This window comes from Rhodohalobacter sp. 614A, assembly GCF_021462415.1.
Classification (GTDB): domain Bacteria; phylum Bacteroidota; class Rhodothermia; order Balneolales; family Balneolaceae; genus Rhodohalobacter.
This window is the reverse complement of sequence record NZ_JAKEDS010000001.1, coordinates 1,503,671-1,519,435: the sequence shown is the minus strand read 5'-3', so window position 1 is coordinate 1,519,435 and position 15,765 is coordinate 1,503,671. Positions and strand designations below refer to the sequence as shown.

The 15,765-nt window shown below is 42.3% G+C and carries 14 protein-coding genes; 8 read left to right on the top strand and 6 right to left on the bottom strand.

Features of this window, described 5'->3' with window-relative positions:
* Nucleotides 1–29 precede the first annotated feature (29 nt).
* The 5 genes from hisD (at nucleotide 30) to hisA (ending at nucleotide 4,883) form a co-directional block, all read left to right on the top strand.
* Nucleotides 30–1,319 carry a histidinol dehydrogenase gene (gene hisD, locus L0B18_RS06105; RefSeq protein WP_234570171.1) on the top strand — a complete coding sequence of 430 codons (1,290 nt, stop codon included), beginning with the start codon at nucleotides 30–32 and terminating at the stop codon, nucleotides 1,317–1,319.
* 9 nt (nucleotides 1,320–1,328) lie between these two features.
* Complete coding sequence (hisC, locus tag L0B18_RS06100; protein WP_234570169.1) at nucleotides 1,329–2,387, top strand: histidinol-phosphate transaminase; 1,059 nt, start codon at nucleotides 1,329–1,331, stop codon at nucleotides 2,385–2,387.
* Entirely contained in the window at nucleotides 2,384–3,271 is an 888-nt protein-coding gene (gene hisB / locus L0B18_RS06095) for an imidazoleglycerol-phosphate dehydratase HisB (protein ID WP_234570122.1), read from the top strand. Before hisC ends, hisB begins: the two co-directional genes overlap by 4 nt.
* A gap of 106 nt (nucleotides 3,272–3,377) precedes the next feature.
* Nucleotides 3,378–3,998 (top strand): imidazole glycerol phosphate synthase subunit HisH, encoded by a 621-nt coding sequence (hisH, locus tag L0B18_RS06090; RefSeq protein WP_234570120.1) that lies wholly within the window; start codon nucleotides 3,378–3,380, stop codon nucleotides 3,996–3,998.
* A 165-nt stretch (nucleotides 3,999–4,163) separates the two neighbouring features.
* On the top strand, nucleotides 4,164–4,883 hold the full coding sequence (gene hisA / locus L0B18_RS06085) for a 1-(5-phosphoribosyl)-5-[(5-phosphoribosylamino)methylideneamino]imidazole-4-carboxamide isomerase (RefSeq protein WP_234570119.1): 720 nt from the start codon (nucleotides 4,164–4,166) through the stop codon (nucleotides 4,881–4,883).
* Nucleotides 4,884–5,178: 295 nt separating this feature from the next.
* Here hisA and L0B18_RS06080 read toward each other — a convergent pair whose 3' ends face one another.
* Nucleotides 5,179–6,459: a serpin family protein gene (locus L0B18_RS06080; RefSeq protein ID WP_234570116.1), complete on the bottom strand. Its 1,281-nt coding sequence runs from the start codon at nucleotides 6,457–6,459 to the stop codon at nucleotides 5,179–5,181.
* Nucleotides 6,460–6,685: 226 nt separating this feature from the next.
* On the opposite strand from L0B18_RS06080, the gene hisF reads away from it, so the two are divergent.
* From hisF to L0B18_RS06065, 3 genes are all read left to right on the top strand, one after another.
* Complete coding sequence (gene hisF, locus L0B18_RS06075) at nucleotides 6,686–7,459, top strand: imidazole glycerol phosphate synthase subunit HisF (protein ID WP_234570114.1); 774 nt, start codon at nucleotides 6,686–6,688, stop codon at nucleotides 7,457–7,459.
* Nucleotides 7,460–7,470: 11 nt separating this feature from the next.
* Entirely contained in the window at nucleotides 7,471–7,770 is a 300-nt protein-coding gene (hisE, locus tag L0B18_RS06070) for a phosphoribosyl-ATP diphosphatase (protein WP_234570096.1), read from the top strand.
* Between the two features lie 620 nt (nucleotides 7,771–8,390).
* Nucleotides 8,391–8,888, top strand: a complete 498-nt coding sequence (locus tag L0B18_RS06065; RefSeq protein ID WP_234570095.1) for a hypothetical protein — start codon at nucleotides 8,391–8,393, stop codon at nucleotides 8,886–8,888.
* Between the two features lie 305 nt (nucleotides 8,889–9,193).
* Here the strand turns inward: L0B18_RS06065 and L0B18_RS06060 are convergent, their stop codons facing one another.
* The 5 genes from L0B18_RS06060 to L0B18_RS06040 all read right to left on the bottom strand — a co-directional run bounded on the left by L0B18_RS06060 (nucleotide 9,194) and on the right by L0B18_RS06040 (nucleotide 15,512).
* Nucleotides 9,194–9,493, bottom strand: coding sequence for a GIY-YIG nuclease family protein (locus L0B18_RS06060; protein ID WP_234570093.1), 300 nt, complete (start codon nucleotides 9,491–9,493; stop codon nucleotides 9,194–9,196).
* 549 nt (nucleotides 9,494–10,042) lie between these two features.
* A complete protein-coding gene (locus tag L0B18_RS06055) occupies nucleotides 10,043–11,872 on the bottom strand; it encodes a glycoside hydrolase family 2 protein (protein ID WP_234570083.1) in 1,830 nt (609 codons plus the stop codon).
* A gap of 150 nt (nucleotides 11,873–12,022) precedes the next feature.
* The gene (locus tag L0B18_RS06050) at nucleotides 12,023–12,913 is read right to left on the bottom strand and encodes a DNA adenine methylase (protein WP_370647503.1); all 891 of its coding nucleotides are present in this window, start codon (nucleotides 12,911–12,913) and stop codon (nucleotides 12,023–12,025) included.
* A complete protein-coding gene (locus L0B18_RS06045; protein ID WP_234570079.1) occupies nucleotides 12,910–14,259 on the bottom strand; it encodes a ParB/Srx family N-terminal domain-containing protein in 1,350 nt (449 codons plus the stop codon). The genes L0B18_RS06050 and L0B18_RS06045 overlap by 4 nt, the downstream gene beginning before the upstream one ends.
* 527 nt (nucleotides 14,260–14,786) lie before the next feature.
* Nucleotides 14,787–15,512, bottom strand: coding sequence for a 3-keto-disaccharide hydrolase (locus L0B18_RS06040; protein WP_234570077.1), 726 nt, complete (start codon nucleotides 15,510–15,512; stop codon nucleotides 14,787–14,789).
* Nucleotides 15,513–15,765 lie beyond the last annotated feature (253 nt).

The following is a 15,765-nucleotide window of genomic DNA, read 5'->3' as shown; positions in this document are numbered from 1 at the left end:
TTCTACCCGATACTTAATACTGAACCTTTATGAAAACGTACACTTACAACCAACTTTCCGAATCTGAAACCGGGATTCTTTGCCGGCGGCCAAAAATGGATTTTAGTGCTGTTTTTGGTCAGGTACAGCCTATTCTGGATGACGTTGAAAGAAAGGGGGATCGGGCGATTCGGGAGTTTTCGAAAAAATTTGACGGTGTTGATCCCGATCCGTTAGCTGTAGATCCCAATGACATTTCCATCCATTTGCCTGATGAAATTACTGCGGCCCTGGATCGCGCAATGCATAATATTTCGAAGTTTCATCAGCGACAGATTTCGGATGATATCGAAGTGGAAATTCAAAACGGAGTGGTGTGTCAACGCGTAGCCAAACCGATTGAACGGGTTGGGGTTTATATCCCGGGCGGAACTGCTCCACTTCCGTCAACCGCTATGATGCTTTGTGTTCCGGCCATGCTAGCCGGATGCAAAACCATTGTCCTGGCCACACCTCCTGATAAAAATGGCAAAATTCCTGAATCGGTTGTGTATGTTGCTCAAAAAACCGGCGTCTCAAAAATTGTAAAGGCCGGTGGTGCCCAAGCCATTGCAGGAATGGCATTTGGAACAGAATCCATCCCGAAAGTGGATAAAATTTTCGGGCCCGGCAACCAGTATGTTACTGCCGCCAAAATGATTCTCCAAAACAGCGAAGCGATGGTTTCCATCGATATGCCGGCCGGTCCGTCTGAAGTTTTGGTGATTGCCGATGAAACGGCTGATCCTGAATTTGTTGCTATTGATTTGCTATCCCAGGCCGAACACGGATCAGACAGCCAGGCGATTTTGGTAGCCACAAAAGAAACGGATACTTCCGCCATATCAGATGAATTGAATAAGCTCCTCAACCAACTTCCACGAAAGGAATTTGCATCCAAAGCCATCGAAAACAGTTTTATGTTACTGGTTAATGATTCGGCCGAAGCGATTCAATTTTCAAACCGGTACGCACCGGAACATTTAATCATCAACACCGGGGATGCAGACAAACTTGCTAAAAAAGTAACAAATGCCGGTTCGGTGTTTATCGGCCCGTGGACACCGGAAAGTATGGGCGATTACGCCTCCGGAACGAATCACACATTACCCACTTACGGCTATGCACGAATGTACAGCGGAGTATCACTCAGCAGTTTTCAGAAATTTATTACCATGCAGAAAATCTCAAAAACCGGTTTGAAAGATCTTGGCCCCACGGTCGAAATATTGGCTGAATTGGAAGGCCTGGATGCCCATAAAAAAGCTGTGAGTTTGCGATTAAAAAAATTGAAGGATTAAAATCAAAACATGCTTAAAACCATCGACATAGATAATCTCGTTCGTCCGAACATCAGAAATTTAAACCCGTACCGAAGTGCCCGCGACGACTTTGAAAAGGGGCTTCTTTTGGATGCCAATGAAAACAGTCTGGGGGCGCCGGTCCGAAATCAACTTGAATTGCATCGGTATCCAACTCCAACACACAATAAGCTTCGTAAAAAAATTGCTGACTGGAGACAGGTTGATTTTGAAAACATTTTTCTCGGAGTAGGAAGTGATGAAGCAATTGACCTGATCATGCGGATTTTTTGTGAGCCTGGCCAGGATTCCATTATCACCACTCCGCCTACATACGGCATGTACAAAGTATCTGCAAACATCAATAATCTTGGTGTAAAGGAAGTTCTTCTGACTGAATCCCTCCAGCTCCAAACTGGCAAGATTCTGGAGCAAGTGGATGATCAGACAAAAGTTCTGTTTTTGTGTTCGCCAAATAATCCCACCGCGAATGAGATGAAACGAACGGATCTTCTCAAACTCGTTTCCCAATTTCCCGGAATTGTGGTTGTGGATGAGGCTTATATCGACTTCAGCAAACAGGAATCGATGGCGGGACTGGTTCAGCAGTATCCAAATCTTGTGGTACTTCAAACGTTCTCGAAGTCGTTTGGACTCGCCGGAATTCGGCTCGGAATTGCGATCTCAAATCCGGAAATCATCCGTTATATGATGAAGGTGAAGGCTCCTTATAATGTGAACAAACTTACCGCGCAAACCGCACTCGATGCATTTGATAATATGGATTTGATGAAATTCAACATCGAAAAAATCCTTGAAGAAAAAGAATATGTGGCCGAGCAGTTACGTCATGCTGATGAGGTTGAAAAAGTCTATCCATCTGATGCGAACTTTCTCCTTTTCAAAATCAAAAATGCGAAGGAGATCTACCAGAAACTGGCCGATCGCGGCGTGATTGTTCGTTATCGCGGAAATGAGCCGTTGTGCGAAGATTGTTTGCGTGTAACCATCGGTATGCCGGACGAAAATATCCGCTTTCTGAAAACACTGAAGGAGGTTCTTGTATGAAAATCTGGATTGAATCATCTGCCTTGAAAAGCCATTCTGAACATTTGCTTTTGCCTGGCCTTCTGTTTGGAGTAAAATATCTGCAACAGTATGAAATGGATTTCTCTTTTTCTGAAGATGCCCTCACCGAACAACAACGCGAACTCATCCGGAATGAAGGAATCACTCAGGGTGATTTTTTGAAAAAGGATGCAGATGGTTTTATTCAGCAAAAAGAATCTCTGCAATTTATTTCGGAGAACACATTGATTGAAGAAGCGTCTGATTGGACTGAACTCAGCCGCAAAATTCTCTTTCCAAGCCGACGAGCAGTAATTCAGCGAGACACCAAAGAGACGAAAATTTCGGTTTCCCTGAATCTTGATGGCACCGGGAAAAGTAATATCAAGACCGGACTTAATTTCTTTGATCACATGCTGAACCAAATTGCCCGGCACGGGTTGATCGATCTGGAAATCAAATGTGATGGTGATCTCGAAATAGATGAACACCACTCCATTGAAGATACGGCCATCGCACTTGGCCAGGCCATCAGGAAAGCTATTTCGGATGATAAAGCCGGTATACAGCGGTATGGCTTTGTTTTACCGATGGATGAAGCGCAATCAACCGTTGGTATTGACCTTTCTGACAGGCCATATCTTGAATGGAATGTTGAACTGAAGCGAGAGTACGTCGGCGACTTCCCAACCGAAATGCTGGAACACTTTTTTTATTCGCTGGCCATGAACGCCAGGGCTACCCTCCATGTTAAAGCTGACGGAAAAAATGAGCATCACATTGTGGAAGCAATCTTCAAAGGATTTGCCAAAGCACTGAGGTTTGCTGTAAGCCGTAATGAACGAATTCGCGGCATTTTACCCACAACTAAAGGAACGATTTAATCTGTGAGACGACAAAAATTAACGTTTACAGTCATTGCCAGAAAAGCGATGCAATCCAACTTGAAGATTGCCGCAGTCGCTTCCGCTCCTTCGCAATGACAGACACATGCTCGTCTCCTCACACAACAAAATGATTGGAATAATAAAATACCAGGCAGGAAATTTAGCATCGGTTTCGAATGCACTGGACCGTTTAAATGCCGATTACATCATCACCGATAATACGGCTGAACTGGAGAATGCAAGTGCCATCATATTTCCAGGCGTAGGCCATGCTGCAGCTGCGATGGATGATCTTCGCTCTAAAGATTTGGATGTATGGCTCAAAAATACCAAAAAACCGGTGCTCGGTATCTGTTTGGGAATGCAGCTTTTTTTTGAATCATCTGAAGAGGGCAACACCACAACATTGGGTATTATTCCCGGCCGGCTTAAAAAATTCGATGCATCCAAAGCAAAAGTACCGCACATGGGATGGAATCAATTTGAATCCGTAAAAAATCACTCCCTTTTATCCGGAATCAATGAGAAGCATTTTGTTTACTATGTCCATGGATATTATGCGCCGGTTACTGAACACACCATTGCTACGTGCAATTACATTCATGATTTTACCGCCGTGGTGAAAAAAGGCAATTTTCTTGGCGTTCAGTTTCACCCCGAAAAGTCGGGACAGGTTGGCTCGTTGCTGCTTCAGAACTTTTTGGATATGGTTAAAGACGGTTAATCCAGGAGAATCATCGCGAACAAAGTGAAGCGATCTCCAACGTTGATTAACTTACATGTAATCTCATTCGAAGATTGCCACGTCATTACTAGCGCTCCTGGCAATGACTTTGCACCTGCTTTTCATCCGTATGACTCTTATTTTCAAAAGAAAAAATTATCATCTATGAAAATTATCCCTGCCATTGATCTGCTCGACGGACAGGTCGTTCGCCTCCAAAAAGGTGATTATGCTCAAAAATCCGTCTACAACGAAAATCCGGTTGAAGAGGCTGCCAAGTTCAAAAATGCCGGATTTTCTCATATTCATGTAGTGGATCTGAACGGTGCGAAAAGTGGTACGTTTGAAAACCTGTCGATCATCAAAAAAATAATTAATGAACTGGGATTGTCTGTCCAAACGGGAGGCGGTGTCCGATCCAGAAGCGATATCGATCAATTATTGAATGCCGGATTAAGTGGTGTGATTTGCTCTTCTATGGCCGTTAAAAAGCCGGATGAGTGGATCGGTGCAGTCAGCGATCATCCCGAAAAAATGATTCTGGGACTCGACCTGAAAGATGGGAAAATGGCCTACGGCGGCTGGCTGGAAACGTCCGATCAATCTATTTCTGATTTCTTGCAACCCATGATAGATGCCGGACTTCAAACAGTGCTCAGTACAGACATTTCACGGGACGGCATGCTGAGCGGGCCCAATATCAACATGTATGAAGAGCTTCAATCCGATTTTCCGAATTTGAACTGGATTGCCTCTGGCGGAGTTTCAAATACCGATGATTTAAAAAATCTCCAAAACATTGATGTGTACGGAGTTGTGGTAGGAAAGGCATATTATGAAAAAAAAATAAGCCTGGATCAATTAGCCGAACTACATATTGATTAGAACTTTCTCCGAAACAAAAAAAGCCGTCCTTCATTCAGAACGGCTTTTTTAATAAAATAATTGAGATTTAACTGCGTACGCAGTCGTCATCTTTCTCATTAGTAATTTGACAGATGTCAACTGCTGATGCACCACATTTGGGGCATGATGTTGGCTTGTCCATAATTTAACCCTCCTTTTTGTTTAACATTACCCTCTTATAAACGCAATTTTTCGTGAAAGATGATACGGTAAACACCAGTTTATACTTGGTTTAAATAAAGGATAAGCCCATCTTTAAATACATAAAAGCACTTTAATCCATCAGTGACGGCGGATTTTTTATTTTTCCCATAAAGAGATTTGCCCCGCTTTCTCTTTCATAAATAATGAAAACAAACGGCCGGTTCACAATCATGGATGGTGGCAGTGATGTTTCAACAATGGCAACAGATGTAACGGCCGCAGCTTCGGTTCCTTCTTCATCTACCCTGATAAATGTTTTGTGCTTGACTTCATCAATCCACAAGTCGGCTGATTCAGACTCAATCAAACCTGAAAAATCCGCCATTCCAGGGGTAAATGCGATTTCCATTCCCATTGCCTTAAGGACATCGTTGTAAGTAATCTCGTACTCCATCTCAAACCTGGGCAACCCAACCGTAATTTGATGATATTCGGATACATGAAGATTCGATCTCCACTGATCAAGATTCTCCGCAGTTACCTGTTCTTCAATAAACTGGTCAATCGGCGTTTCATCATTGCCGGGCATCAGGATAGTCATCGTAAAGAGACTGTCGCCATATGGAAGCTCAATCATTTGTACTTCCTCATTTTGATACGTGGCAAACCGTCCTTGCTGGTTCATCATTTCAACCTCAACGGTTTCACCGTTTTCAAGATAGAAGTCAGCCGGAGTTGTTTCATCCGGATCAAATTGGCGCAGCCATTCTCCTTTGAAATAGAGCGCATTTATGAGGTACATCACCACATCTCCCGGAATTTCATCAATAATCTTTTCGATCAACTCTTCGGTATTCTCACTGACCCAGTTGTTGATGACATCCACCGAAGCCGGATCGCTAAAATCGAGCCCCTGAATTTGGGCACTGAAATATTCATCCATGTTCTGTTGAAATTCGGAGTTAACCGGAAATCCTTCGCGATACCAAATAGAATTGGCAATTTTCAATTGAACACTTGGATCAAGCGAAACCAGTAATTCCATTAATGATTTGAATGAACTGTTGATTTCTTCCAGGTCCATCCCTTTCAGTTCGAGAGTTGATCTCATGTCCTCAAAAGTCTGTCCTTCCGCGCCGTTTAGCGTCATTGCCAGCGCCATAGAAATACTTAACGGCGAGATAAAAATATTTTCTTCTTTCTGATCATAGGCGACCGTCCTGCTGAAAATTTTGTAACTGAAGGAATGATCTGCTTCAATAAGCTCTTTTTCCACGACGGTCAGATCTCTTGGCAATTCACCTTTCGGGCCGTCATTTCCGGGACCCACCACATCACTTTTACAGGTGGTTAAAGTGAGAACCAAAAGAAGAGGTAACAGCATTATTTTAAACAATGGAGCACTATTCATGGGGATTTTTCCTGTTGCTGATTGTTCTTGTCTTGTTTTCTTTATTGAGGGATTTCATATTTAATACACCAAAGAACTGCAGTATACCCAGACAAGTTATCACACGTTCCGAAATTTTTACCCGCTCTCCCTGAATCTCATTGTAATCATTTGGCACAAAACCGAATCATAACATAAAATTCATTCATTTCGATGAAATAATCCGTTATCTTCACTCCTTCTAAAAATGTTGACAAAACGAATCATACCGTGCCTAGATATCAAAAACGGAAGAACCGTTAAAGGGGTAAATTTTGTCGGGCTCCGGGATGCCGGCGATCCCGTTGAACTTGCCCAGAGATATACCACCGAAGGAGCCGATGAACTGGTTTTTCTTGACATCACTGCAACAAAGGAAAAGCGAAAAACCCTCGTAAAACTTGTCAAAGATATTGCCTCTCACATCAACATTCCGTTTACAGTTGGAGGCGGTATTAAATCGGTGGAAGAAATTGAGGAAATTTTAAAAGCCGGTGCAGATAAAGTATCCTTAAACAGTTCCATTGTGCGAGATCCCGGTTTGATAACCAGGGCTTCTGATGAGTTTGGATTCCAGGCCATTGTTGCGGCTGTGGATGCCAAGAAACGAACGGATGGAAGCAATACCTGGGAAGTTTTTGTAAAAGGCGGTTCTGAACCCACCGGTCTGGATGCCCTGCAATGGATGAAAAAAACCGAAGAGCTTGGCGCCGGAGAAATCTTGTTGACCAGTATGGACCGCGACGGAACCAAATCCGGTTTCGACCTTGAACTTTTGCAAAAGACCAATGAAATTTTATCGATTCCCGTTATTGCCAGTGGCGGTGCAGGAACCATCCAGCACTGCTGCGATGCTGTTTTGATTGGAAATGCAGATGCCGTACTTGCGGCCAGTATTTTCCATTTCAGGGAAATTGAAATTGCACTGCTAAAACAAAATATGGCTCAGCAGGGAATCAGCGTACGAATACTAAACGATTAAAATCATTAATAATGGCTACCAAAGAAGAAATCGAATTTCTATACGATCTTGAACGATTATTAATCAGCAGGCGAATCAATAAGCCAAAGGGATCTTATTCCACAAAACTCTTCAAAAAAGGCATCGACAAAATTGCTCAAAAACTGGGTGAGGAGGCGGTTGAAACCATTATCGCTTCGAAAAATAAAAAAGATGCTGAATTAATTGGTGAAACCGCCGACCTGATTTACCACATGTTGGTACTTCTTGTAGAAAAAGAAATCCCACTCGACAGAGTGATCCAGGAAATGATGCTTCGCAGTAAGAAGTAGGACTGGAATAAAGCTTGAAGAAACTGAGTATAAAAAAAGCCGCACTCAAAAAAGAGCACGGCTTTTTGCTTTAAAGTGGTTGTGTTTTAATTTTTGGAGCCTTTCGCATATTTAGATTTACGATGATGGGCTCCTTTCTTCCCTTGATGTTCGTCAGTCTCAGGGTTTTTCATATTTGCTCCCTTGCCTTGCTTTCCCTTGTTCTTTTTTTTCTCCTCTTCGCTCTGTTTCGTTGAATCTGCCGTGATTCTGTCTCCTTTGATTAGTAATTATCATTCTAAGAATTCGGTATTCATTTAAAGAGATCTAAAGTGAAATTGTTCCATTCAGGTGGCAAACATAATCACGATTGGGATATGAAAAAACGTAAGACCGTCATCGCGAGCGGAGCGACGCGATCTCCTTCCGTAAGTATTGATGTAGTCGTAATCATATTTGGAGATTGTGCCAAAGGCATCCCTTCGGGGCCGCGGTCGCAAGCTCCCTCAATGACACCGAGTCAACGTCAATCCTGTCATCGCGAACGAAGTGAAGCGATCTCCTGCATGGTCTTACATCCCCCTTTGCAATACCCTGCATTTCTCTTACCTTTTATAACGCTTTAATCATGTATACACTTCATGTCCAACATCGTCCTCCCCTTCAAACAAAAAGAAATCTATTTGGGACTCGCTGAAATCAGCGGTCTTCTACGGGTGGCAAAGGATGTCCTTGAAATAGAGTACAAAGTAAAGGACACTACTCTCGGCTTATTGGATTCCAGCGTAAAATCGTGCCACATTCCGCTGCGCATTCTGGATTCGGTTGAACTTAAAGAGAAATGGTTTTCCGTACGGGTTGAGCTGGTTTTCAATCGCATTCCCAATCTTGATAATCCCTTTCAGCTGGAAGAGAACCGGCTGAAATTATCTGTAAAGAAAAAGCACCTGGATAAAGCTCAAGCATTCCGGTCTAAGCTGATGTATGAAATTCTGGAACTCCAGTTGGAGCACCTGGATGATGAGGATGAAGAGCCAGAATACCGTTTGCGAAAAAAGCGAGTGACTCCCCGTCCAAAAAGGCCTGAAGAGACTTCTGAAGGCGGATTGAAGAATATGCTCCGGGATAGCGAGAAGTGATTTAAAAGGCCCCAGAACAGAATGTTTGAAGAAGGTTGATGCGTCATTGTTATCGTCATCGCGAACGAAGTGAAGCGATCTCTTCTCGTTGGTAAAGTCTCAATTTAAAAATATGCCCGGAGATTGCCGCGCTATACTCACTTTGTTCGTTTCACTCGCAATGACTTTATCACGCTCGGAAATTACTGTGTCATTGCTATCGACTCCTGCTCGCAATGATGTAATTGGATTAAACCGTAAACACTGTCATTGTGAGCAACGCGAAGCAATCTCATGACAACAATTATCAAGTAAGCTTCAACAACTTATTCATGCCACCCAACCACATCTTCATACAAATCCTCCCACTCAGGATTCATCTCCTCAATCAACTCAATTTTCTTCTCACGAGATCCTGCCTTGATCTGTTTTTCCCCTTGAATCGCCTGTTCAGGAGAAGTAAACTCTTCAAAGTAGACCAGTTTACTGACATTGTACTTCCCAGTAAATCCTTTCTTTGAATACCGATGCTCGTGAACTCTCCGAACCAAATCGTTGGTAACTCCTGTATATAAAACACGGTTATATTTATTCGTAAGGATATAGATGTAGTAGGATTTGTTCATATCTGTATGAACGGAAAAAGCTGAAATCCTTACAGAAAATCCAAATCCTTAGAGAAATTTGGTGATTGCCGCATTATGTTCGCGTTGCTCTCTTCACTCGCACTAACCGTCATCGCGAGCCCCGCTTTTTGGGGCGTGGCGATCTCCTGCCATACGGATTAATCCAGTCGTAATCACATTTGGGGATTACCGCACTACTTTCACTCCGTTCAATCCGTTCGTAATGACAGGAAAATGACGACACAGAACGGTCATCGCGAACGAAGTGAAGCGATCTCCTAATGTCACTTTTAGGAGGTACTTCATTACGTTCGGCGATTGTGCCAAAGGCATCCCTTCGGGGCCGCGGTCGCAGGCTCCCTCGCAATGACGCAATAGGTTCAAAGCTTAAATACTATGTCATTGCGAGCAACGCGAAGCAATCTCACGGTGTTGATTGGAAACCAAATTGAATAAAACCCGGAGATTGCTACACTGCACTCACTTTGTTCGTTTCGCTCGCAATGACTTTTGTCTCTTGTCCTCAGCAGTCAAAAATCAGCCTTTCTCCTAATCCAGCGCATCAATCACCTTTTGGTTGATTTCCCGTACCCGTTCGGCATCCACTTTCACGCGTTTTCGATCGTACGTCATCAAGCCGTTCACTTCGCCTTCAACGTCGGTTGTTTGCGTATAAATCGCCCCGGAAAATCCAGCTTTCACAAAATCCACGAGCATTTCGGCAAAATTCACATATTCATCCGTCACTTCTTCAACAGACTGATACTGAACATATCCCCAATTCCGTTTTTCGGTATCCCAAAGATGGTCTTGCATCACCAAGCCGATACCGCCATACTCACCCATCACGTTGGCTTTCATTCCATCATATAAATACATCGCCGGTGGCGGATAGTTGTGCAGATCCAGAATATCACCCACGCCGGGAAAATGGTTTCCGCCCGATGCCGAATTCACCAGACGTGACGGATCCAGTTTTTTCGTCCAATCGCTGATCTCTTTCGTGCGAAATTGCCCCCATCCCTCGTTAAACGGCACCCAAACCACAATACTAGGCTGGTTATATAAATAGTCGATAATCTCCTTCCACTCTTTTTTGAAGATCGCTTCCTCTTCTGGTGAGCGCGTCAGATCATCACCCTTATAAAACTGTCTCATTTGCCAGTCCGGCTGTCCACCACCGTTCGGCATATCCTGCCACACCAGCATCCCCAGCTCATCGGCATGCATGTACCACCGTGCCGGTTCTACTTTTACGTGTTTTCGGATCATGTTAAACCCAAACTCTTTTGTCTTTTCGATGTCATATCGCAACGCTTCATCACTCGGCGCGGTGTAAAGCCCGTCCGGCCACCAACCCTGGTCCAGCGTGCCGTACTGGAAATAATTCTCGTTGTTAAGCTGCAACCGAACCATCCCGTTTTCATCCCGTTTCATGGAAATTTTCCGCATGGCAAAATAGCTATCAAACCGGTCGGTTTCTTCTCCGGAATGATGCAAGATTACCTCCGTTCGATAGAGAAAAGGCGATTCGGGCGACCACAACTTCGCATCGGGAATCGGGATATCGAGCGACTGGCCCATACCCGCTTTTTGCCGGGCTACAACCTCTCCTTCATCGCGAACGATCACTTCGTACACATCGCCGTCCTCCGCATTCTTGGCATCTACGCTGAAGGTGACGATTCCTTTGTCGATATCAGGCGTTTGCTTGAAATCCTTGATGTAAACATCGCTAACCGGTTCCAGCCAAACGGTCTGCCAAATTCCGGAAACCGGGGTGTACCAAATGCCTTCGGGATTGACCACTTGCTTCCCACGCGGCTGACCTCCCTCGCTGGTAGGATCCCAAACTTTTACAACCAGTTTCTGCGATCCATCTTCCAAGTATGGAGTGATGTCAAACGAAAACGGTGCATACCCACCGGTGTGCGAACCGATTTTGACGTCGTTCAGCCAAACATCCGCTTTCCAGTCTACCGCACCGAAATGCAGGATGATATTCTTATCGTCCCAGTCCGACGGAATTTCAATCTCCCGCTCGTACCAAAGTTCGTTCTCTTTGCCGAGACGCTCCATCACTCCGGACAAACTCGATTCCACCGCAAACGGCACCAGTATTTCGCCGTCAAAATTATCGGGGGCGGACTGATTCGCCGGACGAATTGCATAATCCCACAATCCGTTGAGATTCATCCACTCTTCCCGCTCCATGACAGGTCGCGGATAGGCATCCCACACATTTTCGGGATCGAGATTCTCGCCCCATTCGGTTTTAATTTTATCTCCTGCAGGCTCCCAGTTCTGGGCAAACAGTGTTGATGATGTTAACGCAAACATACAGGCCGTTAGTAACAGACAAAGTTTATGATAGCGCATAGTGCAATAGTTAGATTAATTAGCTGTGATAGGTAATTTAAACGTACTCAGAATAGCTTGAACCTCAGCACGTCCTTTAATATCGCAGGAAAAAAGGACTATTTCAGGGAATTATTTGTTAGCTGGAGATGGGGTTTCTACGAAAAAAATTCAGAATATTAACTTTGCATTTACAACTTGCGGATTTTTTATAATGTCAATTTCTCCTACTGATGGATACTCTAAATCTGGGTCAAGAATTATTATCTCTGAGCCCAGGTACTTTTTTTGAGCACTATAATTTAGATTATACATTAGTCTATCATAATTTTGATAAATTTTTCGAATTGGTTTTGTGTTATCATAGGACACAATCCAATTTTTGTTATCAATGGTGCCAATTATATTTGCAATGTCATTATGATCATCATGATGATAATGATTTTCATATAACTCGTTGCCTTTTTCGTAGTAGGGGGGATCCAAATAAATCAACATCTCATCTGATAATTCATTTATCGATTCACTCAGAAATTGTTTAGCATCAAGGTTGTATAAATTAATCCTCGATTTAAAAAGTTGAATAAGCTTTATTCTTTTTACTAGATTCTCCCTATTAAATCTTGCATCCATCTTCCATTTACCACTTTGTGATTTTCCCCCAATCAAGCCACCATTTAAAATCCCAGATCTATTAGTGCGATTTAAATAAAATGCAGCAAATCCTACATCAAATATTTCATTTGATTCAGTATTATGCAGTATATTTTTTTGATTGAACCACTCTTCGACTGTGAGAGGAATGTTTTCTATTCTGTTACAAAATCCATCTGTATGGTTTAAAATAGAGTACCAAAAACTAAATATTGGATAGCTCAAATCATTGAGATGTATAGCCGAAACAAATTTATTAGTTAAAAGATCAAGTGCTATGCCAGCTCCACCAGCATAGACTTCAGCATATTCGTAATCATGTAGTTTGTTAGTCTGTATTAGTTCATGAAAAAAGGGGGCCAACTTACCTTTCCCCCCCGGATATCTTAATGGTGACAAAAACCTCATTTGATGCCCCACAACTTCTTAACAAATAACTCCATATTGTCCCACGTTATAACAAGTTCATCAGGAGAAGGAATTAGATAACGATTATGAACATAGTTATGAAAAGTGTCAACAGAAAATAAATGATGCTGACTACTAGCTGCATTTCGCGCCGCCTTAAGCTGATCTTTATTTAACATTTTTTCTTCCTCCATATAATCAGCAATTTTATGGACTTTATTTTTAAACTTCTCATTCTTATAAACAGTTAGCATTTTATTTTCATCTATAAAGTGGTCCATGCTTATCTCAAGAAACACTCTTAAAGTTACTGATATAGAATTTTTATAAGCCTTCAAATTCAATTTTTTAAGCTCAATAAATATCTGTTGTGCTCTTTTATTACTTATGTGCCATTCCAAAGCTTTAGGAATTAAGTTCCACCTTTTTTGAGGATCTTCTGTCTCTTGTTCTTCGTCAAATATATCAGAATCCTCTTCCACGTCTTCTTTGGCAATTTCAATTGAAACTTCTTCGAAATTACTTTTCAAATCAATTCTATCAGGAAGAATTTCTTTATTAAAAGTGTGTAAATAGCCTTCTCGATCCCCTGAATAATAGACATCTGTTACATTAATTTTTCTTTCCGCTAAGTCGAGTACAATTTTTTTTAATGGTAGAATAAAATTTTCAATTCCAGTTCGAGCCACTAGTTTATCACCAATAATACCCACTCCAATATTTTCTTTTATAGAACTATCAGATAAAATTCTGGAGAGAGTAGTAATAGCTATATTATTAATTTTACTTTTCTCTTCATCATTTAGATTTCCAAAATGTTTTACTAACTCAATTGCGTATAATCTTGCATCAATTTTTCCACTTCTTTCTTGAAATCTGGCTTTTTCTTTTGCACCCCATTTAACAATACCAACGCCATCTTGTTCTCCCGAATGCTTCTGATCTATCCAGATGTTTGCCTCATCTCGTTTCTCGAAGAAAACACACTGCACTTCTTTAATTGGATTATCAAGAAACAAGTTGTGCAGCTTTTTAAAAGACTTTTTTAAGCTACTATCACTAATCAAATCAACTATTTGTGGCTGTGATAAGAGAATTAATGCCGTTATCCTCCTATTTCCTTCAAGAACTGTATAACCATCACCTTTTCCATTTATAATTATAGGTATATCAGATGGGTTAAGCCCATTTTCAATAATGCTTTCAGCTAAATTAACAAGTTTCTTTTTTTGATTTGATAGCATTTTTTGAAGGGCGTCTCTTTGGTTTTCTGCCTCTTCATAACGAGGGTTTAAAAAATCTAGACCTAACTTCTCAATCGCAATGCTTCTGTATTCATGTCCCATATAAATTGATGAATTTGGATTTAAGCCAACTACTAAAAGAGAAAAAAAATCTTATTTATTTGCAATGAAAATAATTAACATCTTTCTTCTTATTGCAAATCAGACAAAGTTAAATCCTAATAACGGATCCATAAAACTGTAACTACCTGCCATAATAGATCAACTGACCGACAGGCAAAGATAAAAATATGTGCAGATTACTCCGCTCGTAATGACCCTTCTACATTCTGAGTTCTTCACTCGATATTCGCTATTCTTCTCCTCCCTCTCGCTCGGAGCAGGCTTGTATCATCCTTGGTGCACCTTTGGTGAAATGGAAGGATGAACCAGTGGAGTTTCGAGGGAAAAATGAATGTCTCGTTAGCGGAAAAAAACGTTTGGGGATTGCCACGCTACACTCACTCCGTTCGATCCGCTCGCAATGACATTAAAAATGCAATATTTGTCATCGCGAGCCCTGCTTTTTTGGGCGTGGCGATCTCCTCGCAATAACCGTTCATCATTCAGAAATCCTTGTTAGATATTCGCTATTCAAATTCTTTGATCTCCACATTCCGAAAGTAAATCTCCGCGCCTTCGGATTGCAGCAAAATTCGTCCTTGTTTTACGCTGGCTTTTTCTCCGTGATTGACGACCACGCCATTTACGAGATAGGTAACCGCGCCGTCATAGGTTATCACCTCTACCGTATTCCAGTCCCCGTTGGGGCGTTCGAGATCTCTTTTCTTTTGGAAACGCATAAAATCACCCGGTTCATTGCGTTCTCCGTCCACCGAAATGGTCGTTCCGCCGATCAGCCAAAAATCACCAACATCGCCTTCCTGTATCTGGCACTCAATGCTTTTGGGCCACACGCTGTCGGGCACATCCTCTGCAATATGAAAACAGATACCGCTATCCCGTTTCAGGTCCAGTCTTGGCTCCCATTTTTGTTCACCCCACTTGAACTCAAGTTTTAGATGGTAATTGTCATAGATCTCCTCGGTAGCCAGGTATCCGAAATGCTGGCCGGTAACGTGAATCACTCCCTCATTGATGGAGAAGACGTTGTCGGGATCGTTATTCTTTCCATACTCCGGGAAAAAGGTGTACCAGTTATCAAAATTATCATCATTAAAAAGCCGGGCGAATCCATCTTCACCCTCACTGGAGGTCCCGGCCGGAGATGACGATATAAAAACGGCAGCCACAGACAGAACCAAAAGAACAGAAAAAACTCTCAAACTCGCAGATATCACTTGATTAGTACTCATACTTGAATGGTTTTATTAGATGTTATCCAAGTAATGTAGCCTGGTCCGATATCAATAAATATGAGGGGATTCCTTATTTATGGAGAGGAATGATGAATAGCGAACAACGAATTACGAATTATGAAGTGAAGATTGCCGCGCTGCACTCTCGTTGTTCGTTTCACTCGCAATGACTTTAAGATGTGATTATCGTCATCGCGAGCCCTCATTTTTGGGGCGTGGCGATCTCCTTGCATTGGAAAACCCCAGTTGT

Coding starts and splice junctions, on each gene's coding strand:
- hisD (WP_234570171.1), top strand. CDS start 30: ATGAAAACGTACACTTACAACCAACTTTCCGAATCTGAAACCGGGATT.
- hisC (WP_234570169.1), top strand. CDS start 1,329: ATGCTTAAAACCATCGACATAGATAATCTCGTTCGTCCGAACATCAGA.
- hisB (WP_234570122.1), top strand. CDS start 2,384: ATGAAAATCTGGATTGAATCATCTGCCTTGAAAAGCCATTCTGAACAT.
- hisH (WP_234570120.1), top strand. CDS start 3,378: ATGCTCGTCTCCTCACACAACAAAATGATTGGAATAATAAAATACCAG.
- hisA (WP_234570119.1), top strand. CDS start 4,164: ATGAAAATTATCCCTGCCATTGATCTGCTCGACGGACAGGTCGTTCGC.
- L0B18_RS06080 (WP_234570116.1), bottom strand. CDS start 6,459: ATGAATAGTGCTCCATTGTTTAAAATAATGCTGTTACCTCTTCTTTTG.
- hisF (WP_234570114.1), top strand. CDS start 6,686: ATGTTGACAAAACGAATCATACCGTGCCTAGATATCAAAAACGGAAGA.
- hisE (WP_234570096.1), top strand. CDS start 7,471: ATGGCTACCAAAGAAGAAATCGAATTTCTATACGATCTTGAACGATTA.
- L0B18_RS06065 (WP_234570095.1), top strand. CDS start 8,391: ATGTCCAACATCGTCCTCCCCTTCAAACAAAAAGAAATCTATTTGGGA.
- L0B18_RS06060 (WP_234570093.1), bottom strand. CDS start 9,493: ATGAACAAATCCTACTACATCTATATCCTTACGAATAAATATAACCGT.
- L0B18_RS06055 (WP_234570083.1), bottom strand. CDS start 11,872: ATGCGCTATCATAAACTTTGTCTGTTACTAACGGCCTGTATGTTTGCG.
- L0B18_RS06050 (WP_370647503.1), bottom strand. CDS start 12,913: ATGAGGTTTTTGTCACCATTAAGATATCCGGGGGGGAAAGGTAAGTTG.
- L0B18_RS06045 (WP_234570079.1), bottom strand. CDS start 14,259: ATGGGACATGAATACAGAAGCATTGCGATTGAGAAGTTAGGTCTAGAT.
- L0B18_RS06040 (WP_234570077.1), bottom strand. CDS start 15,512: ATGAGTACTAATCAAGTGATATCTGCGAGTTTGAGAGTTTTTTCTGTT.